General features: G+C 29.0%; 9 protein-coding genes. 1 reads left to right on the top strand and 8 read right to left on the bottom strand.

Annotation, left to right across the window (positions count from 1 at the left end):
* Both J7M77_RS13740 and J7M77_RS13735 read right to left on the bottom strand, forming a co-directional pair.
* On the bottom strand, positions 1-867 hold an 867-nt coding region (locus J7M77_RS13740; RefSeq protein ID WP_296879555.1), incomplete at its 3' end, for an ABC transporter permease.
* An 11-nt stretch (positions 868-878) separates the two neighbouring features.
* On the bottom strand, positions 879-1,307 hold the full coding sequence (locus J7M77_RS13735; RefSeq protein ID WP_296879553.1) for a MarR family winged helix-turn-helix transcriptional regulator: 429 nt from the start codon (positions 1,305-1,307) through the stop codon (positions 879-881).
* A 154-nt stretch (positions 1,308-1,461) separates the two neighbouring features.
* Between J7M77_RS13735 and J7M77_RS13730 the strand changes: the two genes are divergently transcribed.
* Positions 1,462-1,761: a hypothetical protein gene (locus J7M77_RS13730; protein ID WP_296879551.1), complete on the top strand. Its 300-nt coding sequence runs from the start codon at positions 1,462-1,464 to the stop codon at positions 1,759-1,761.
* A 46-nt stretch (positions 1,762-1,807) separates the two neighbouring features.
* On the opposite strand, the gene J7M77_RS13725 is transcribed toward J7M77_RS13730, so the two are convergent.
* From J7M77_RS13725 to cdd, 6 genes are all read right to left on the bottom strand, one after another.
* Positions 1,808-2,188, bottom strand: coding sequence for a LytTR family DNA-binding domain-containing protein (locus tag J7M77_RS13725; protein WP_296879549.1), 381 nt, complete (start codon positions 2,186-2,188; stop codon positions 1,808-1,810).
* A gap of 119 nt (positions 2,189-2,307) precedes the next feature.
* The gene (locus J7M77_RS13720; RefSeq protein ID WP_296879547.1) at positions 2,308-2,463 is read right to left on the bottom strand and encodes a hypothetical protein; all 156 of its coding nucleotides are present in this window, start codon (positions 2,461-2,463) and stop codon (positions 2,308-2,310) included.
* Complete coding sequence (locus J7M77_RS13715) at positions 2,460-3,053, bottom strand: hypothetical protein (protein WP_296879545.1); 594 nt, start codon at positions 3,051-3,053, stop codon at positions 2,460-2,462. Before J7M77_RS13715 ends, J7M77_RS13720 begins: the two co-directional genes overlap by 4 nt.
* A gap of 101 nt (positions 3,054-3,154) precedes the next feature.
* Positions 3,155-3,907, bottom strand: coding sequence for a DNA repair protein RecO (gene recO, locus J7M77_RS13710; protein ID WP_296879543.1), 753 nt, complete (start codon positions 3,905-3,907; stop codon positions 3,155-3,157).
* Complete coding sequence (era, locus tag J7M77_RS13705) at positions 3,897-4,787, bottom strand: GTPase Era (protein ID WP_296879541.1); 891 nt, start codon at positions 4,785-4,787, stop codon at positions 3,897-3,899. Before era ends, recO begins: the two co-directional genes overlap by 11 nt.
* A complete protein-coding gene (cdd, locus tag J7M77_RS13700; protein WP_296879539.1) occupies positions 4,766-5,182 on the bottom strand; it encodes a cytidine deaminase in 417 nt (138 codons plus the stop codon). The genes era and cdd overlap by 22 nt, the downstream gene beginning before the upstream one ends.
* Between the last annotated feature and the right edge of the window lie 34 nt (positions 5,183-5,216).

The following is a 5,216-nucleotide window of genomic DNA, read 5'->3' as shown; positions in this document are numbered from 1 at the left end:
CATCATCAATGAATTTAAAATTTGTAGAACATAACTCAAAAATCCTGTTAACTCCCCAATTTGCATTTGTTTGGCTAAAATCATTTGACCACCAAAAAATATAATACAAACAATAGTAGTATACATTGAATATTGAAATAACGGTGTATTCCAAACTGAAGTCTTAAAAGCCTGTTCACTATTTTCCTTTAAATTTTCATTAATTTTCTCAAACTTTTTTTCTTCATAATCTTCCCGTACATACGCTTTAACAACTCTGATTGCATTTAAGTTTTCTTGTACAATTGTATTTAATGAATCAATACTTGATTGCATTAAACGATATAGCGGTCCTACTTTTTTTACAATGATCAATAAACCAATTCCTAGTATCGGTGTAACTACGATAAAGATCAACGCTAATTTAGCATTGATTGAAAAAGTAAAAAACAATGCCATCAATAACATGATTGGTGAGCGTACTAATGGTCTTAAACCATTACATAAAGCATTTTGAACGATCGTAACATCATTAGTTAAACGAGTAATTAATGAAGAAGTTGAAAAATGATCAGTGTTTTTAAACGAAAAATTCTGCACCTTAACAAATTCTGCTCTTCTTAAATTAGCTCCAAACCCCTGGCCAGCAGTAGCTGTAAGTCTAGCATATACAATTCCTAAAGCTAAAGCAATCAAAGCACAAATAGCCATTTCAATTCCTTTAAGTAAAATATAACCATGATCCTGATTAACTACCCCAATATCAATAATATCCGCCATTAAAACCGGAATAACTAATTCAAAAGCAGTTTCCCCAATAATCGCTAAACAAGCCAAAATAAAGGTTTTTTGATATGGTTTAATAAAAGGATATAATCGTTTAATCATCATCTTGCCCCCTATTCAATCTTTTTCCCTGTTAAATTAAAATACATCCGTTTAAAATAATCGCTAAACTGTTCTTTTTCCGCATCACTAAATCCTTTTAAAGCAATTTTTTCTACTTCCTGACAATGAATTTCCCATTTTTTTAAAGCTTCTTTACCCTCTTTAGTCATTGTAAGCTGATAAGCTCGTTTATTTTGCGGATCAATTTTTCGAGTAAGCAATCCCTTTTCCTCTAAATTATTTAACGTTTTACTTACCGTAGCCGATTTTAAATCACAGCCATTGGCAATATCTTTTAATTTACAGTCTGGAAACTGGGCAATATAACGAAGCACTTTAGGCTGTCCTGGTGCCATATTATATTGATCCATATTTTCCCGATTCTTTCGCCGCTGAGCATGAAATGTTTTAAATAATAAAATATATAGTGGTGTTTTCATGGTTTCTCCTTTGTTAGTATGCTAATTATTAGCATACTAACTATATTACCAAAAGACATATTCTGTCAATTAAAAACATAATAATTAATATATATAATTATTGTAATTTAAATAATTTAATATTATAATATAAGTAGATAGAGGAGTGGTAATTATGAAAAACAAATTTTTAGAAAAAGCAGCACCTTATTTGGCAACCTTTAAAACTGATCTTAGCGATACCAAATTTGATTATTTTATCAGATTTAAAGAAACTAATTTAATTAATAAAGTTTCTTGTCACGACTTAAAAGAAATTGGTGATTGGCAAAAATATGGTGAAACTAGTTATCGCGGCTGGTCAAAACTTTCTAAAGAAGCAATCACTAAATATATTATTGAACACTTTACCATCACTCAAGAACAGTTTGAAGTTATCAACGCTAATAATGATCTTTTTAGGATTCGCTTTTAAACTTACTCTTATCCTAAAACTATCCAGATTTTACTCTGGATAGTTTTTATATACTAATTTCAATATTAGAATATTTTTTACCGATAGGAATTATTTTTTCATCAGTTAAAACAAGCTGCTTTTTTTCAACCATTTTAATATGTTCCTTATTAACAACAAAAGATTTATGGACTTGGATAAAACTATCAGAATTAATATCTTTAATAAATTTAGATAATTGTTTTCTTTCAATTAATTCACCTGACTTACAATGAATAACAATATGATGATTAAATGACTCAATATAGATAATTTGTGAAATCCTTAAAATAATCTTTATCGTTCCTTGAATTATTTGATACGTTTTAAAAGAATCATTTATTTGATTAATAATGATTTTTTCTTTACGCTTAAAATCATCTATAAGATTATCTTTATCAAGAAACAAATCAATTTTTAAACAAATTAATTTATCAATAAGCTGATAATCTTTTTTTCCTATTACATAAATAAGCGATTTAAAATTACGATCAATTGCTTCTACTGTTTTAAGATCTTCTATTTTAGTTACCTCAAAAAATACAGATCATAATATTGATGATATTGCTTTTTATCAGCGAGTGTTTCAATTTTAGTTGCAATTCGTTGGTAATTAAAGAAATTTGATAACATAGCTTTAATAATACCAGTATCACTAACAGTGTTTAAAAATATTGAAATCATTTATTTTTCTCCTTATCAATTTTCTCTAAATAGTAACATATATTTTCAGGAGATACTTTTAACTGCTCTAAAATATCATATTCATCAACAAAATAAATGCCCTTACTTTTAATAAATTCAACAACTCGATTAAAATTATCTCTTTGGTAACCAAAAACTAATGCTTTAAAAACATAAACACTGTTATCCCTAGTTTTAACCTTAAACAGCACATCATAGCCTACTCCCCACAAAAATGCTCTTGGCATTGCTACATAAGTCACTTTTATATATTGAATCGCACTTAGTTTAATTTTAATATTATAGTCAACTGATTTATGCAATAAATACTGATTAAAAAAAGCAATAATCTTATTTAAATGATTTTTATAATAAGTATACTGGAGGGTTTTATCATCGACTTTCCAAATCAAATGAGGATACGTAATACCTGGTAAAATAATAAAAATACTAATAAGAAATAAAATGATAGAAAATTGCTTCATGTAAATAATGGGACTATAAAAAAATAAGAACAATGCCCAACTAATAACTATGGTTGTCATAATTAAAGCTGTAATTAATTTAGGTTTTCCTACAGAAACCATCATTTAGTCACCTCTCTTTGATTTAAGTATAATCGATAATTCAAGAAAATTATAGATAATTGGCGTATACGTTTAAAAAATAACGTAAAAAGACTCGCAAAAACTTACGAGTCAAGTAATCTTAATTGACGAATAAACTTACGGCTTTTAAAATTAATTCCGGTATATTCATCAATAAATATATCCATGATTTCAGTTAATTCCTTGATTACTTCAAATGATAAATGAAGCTGATCGATCTTTGTCAGGGGAAATTTATTGATGTAACGAAAACCCTTTAAAATATCCACGTTCAAACGACGATCATATTTACTTAGGCAATTTTGACAAACAAAACCACCACCAGAAATAGAAATACCACTGATCAAATCTTGTCGACCACAATTAACACAGCCATCTACTTCTAATGATGATCCGGTTATTTTTAAAATAAAAGCATTAAATAATAAATAAACTAATTTATGATCATATCCTAACTGTAAATAATTTAACGCTAATAATAAAGTATCGTAAATTTCACTATCAGGATCGTTTTCTTTAGTATATTTGTCCACAAATTCTAAACAATACGTTGCATAAGCTTCTAATTCAATATCTTCTTTAAGACGGCGATAATAATCTATGGCATTAGCTTTAATTAGTCTAGAAATTCCCGATTTGAAAACAACAACAAATTCCGATAATGTCAATGTTTGACAAGCTGGTGCATTTTTACTAGTCATTTTTTTTACCCCTTTAGCCAGCAAAGTAATCTTGCCATAATCACGACTATACACCCAGACTAAAAGATCATTTTCTTGATAAGGTCTAGTTTTTAAAACTAGACCGGTAAAAACTTCTTCTTTTTTAATAGTCATCTTCGTTATAACCAAATTCTTTTAGATACTTTTGTTTATTCCGCCAATTTCGTTCAACCTTAACAAACAGTTCCAAATGTACTGGTGTTTGTAAAAAACGTTTCATTTCCCGTTGGGCGTTTAAGCGAATTTTTTTGATCATTGCCCCTTGTTTACCAACAATGATTCCTTTTTGACTATTACGATCACATACGATCGTTGCCATAACTTCAATTCCATCTTCATCTTCAGCCATTCGTTCAATTACAATAGCTACACTATGTGGTACTTCTTCACGCGTAAAATAAAGCACTTTTTCTCTAATAAATTCAGCCATGACAAAACGTTCTGGATGATCAGTTAAATGATCTTTAGGATAATACATATTTCCTTCAGGTAAATATTTTTGAATTGTATCAATTAAAACATCAACATTTTCATTTTTTAAAGCACTAAGAGGAATGATTTCTTTAAAATCAAACATTTCCTGCCATGCTTGTAACTTTTTAGCCAATGTTTCTTTATTCACCGTATCACATTTACTTAAAACTAAAAATACTGGTCCATCAGCTTCTTTTAGACGATTAATGATAAAACGGTCCCCTTTACCAATTACTTCATTAGCTGGTGCTAAAAACAAGACAATATCAACACCATAGATACTATTTAAAGCAGTTGTATTCATAAAATTGCCTAAACGATCTTGAGGACGATGGATTCCTGGGGTATCCATAAAAATAATTTGTGACTTATCATCGGTATAAATCCCCTGAATCGTATTTCTAGTTGTTTGAGCAACATTTGACATAATTGCTAGTTTAGTTTTTAAGATACTATTTAATAGTGTTGATTTTCCGACATTAGGACGACCAACAATACTTACAAATCCTGATTTGAACATTCTAAATTATCTCCTTTAAATGCTAGTGGCATCAATTCTTTTACTGTTGTAGTTTGATAACTAGTTTGATTAGCTAAAATAATCATACAATCTTCTGGTAATAACTCTACCATCACCTGACGACAAGCGCCACATGGAGTAACTATTTTATCACCAAAAGCGACAATTGCCAACTGTTTAATTTGATTATCACGATAACCATGACAATAAGCCATATAGATGGCATTACGTTCAGCACACATACTTGAACCATAAGCAGCATTTTCAATATTAGTTCCTAAAAAGTAGTTGCCATCATCCATTACAATGCAGGCTCCAACTTTAAAATTAGAATAGGGACTATATGAGTTTTTAGTGGCTATAAAAGCTTTAGCAATTATTTCCTTAATTTCCATGATTATCCCTTTCAATCTTCAAAGCATCTAAAAT

The organism is Thomasclavelia sp. (genome assembly GCF_017889095.1).
Classification (GTDB): Bacteria; Bacillota_I; Bacilli_A; order Erysipelotrichales; family Coprobacillaceae; genus Thomasclavelia.
This window is presented reverse-complemented; position numbering and strand designations above follow the sequence as displayed.

Coding starts and splice junctions, on each gene's coding strand:
- J7M77_RS13730 (WP_296879551.1), top strand. CDS start 1,462: ATGAAAAACAAATTTTTAGAAAAAGCAGCACCTTATTTGGCAACCTTT.
- era (WP_296879541.1), bottom strand. CDS start 4,787: ATGTTCAAATCAGGATTTGTAAGTATTGTTGGTCGTCCTAATGTCGGA.
- cdd (WP_296879539.1), bottom strand. CDS start 5,182: ATGGAAATTAAGGAAATAATTGCTAAAGCTTTTATAGCCACTAAAAAC.
- J7M77_RS13735 (WP_296879553.1), bottom strand. CDS start 1,307: ATGAAAACACCACTATATATTTTATTATTTAAAACATTTCATGCTCAG.
- recO (WP_296879543.1), bottom strand. CDS start 3,907: ATGACTATTAAAAAAGAAGAAGTTTTTACCGGTCTAGTTTTAAAAACT.
- J7M77_RS13715 (WP_296879545.1), bottom strand. CDS start 3,053: ATGATGGTTTCTGTAGGAAAACCTAAATTAATTACAGCTTTAATTATG.
- J7M77_RS13720 (WP_296879547.1), bottom strand. CDS start 2,463: ATGATTTCAATATTTTTAAACACTGTTAGTGATACTGGTATTATTAAA.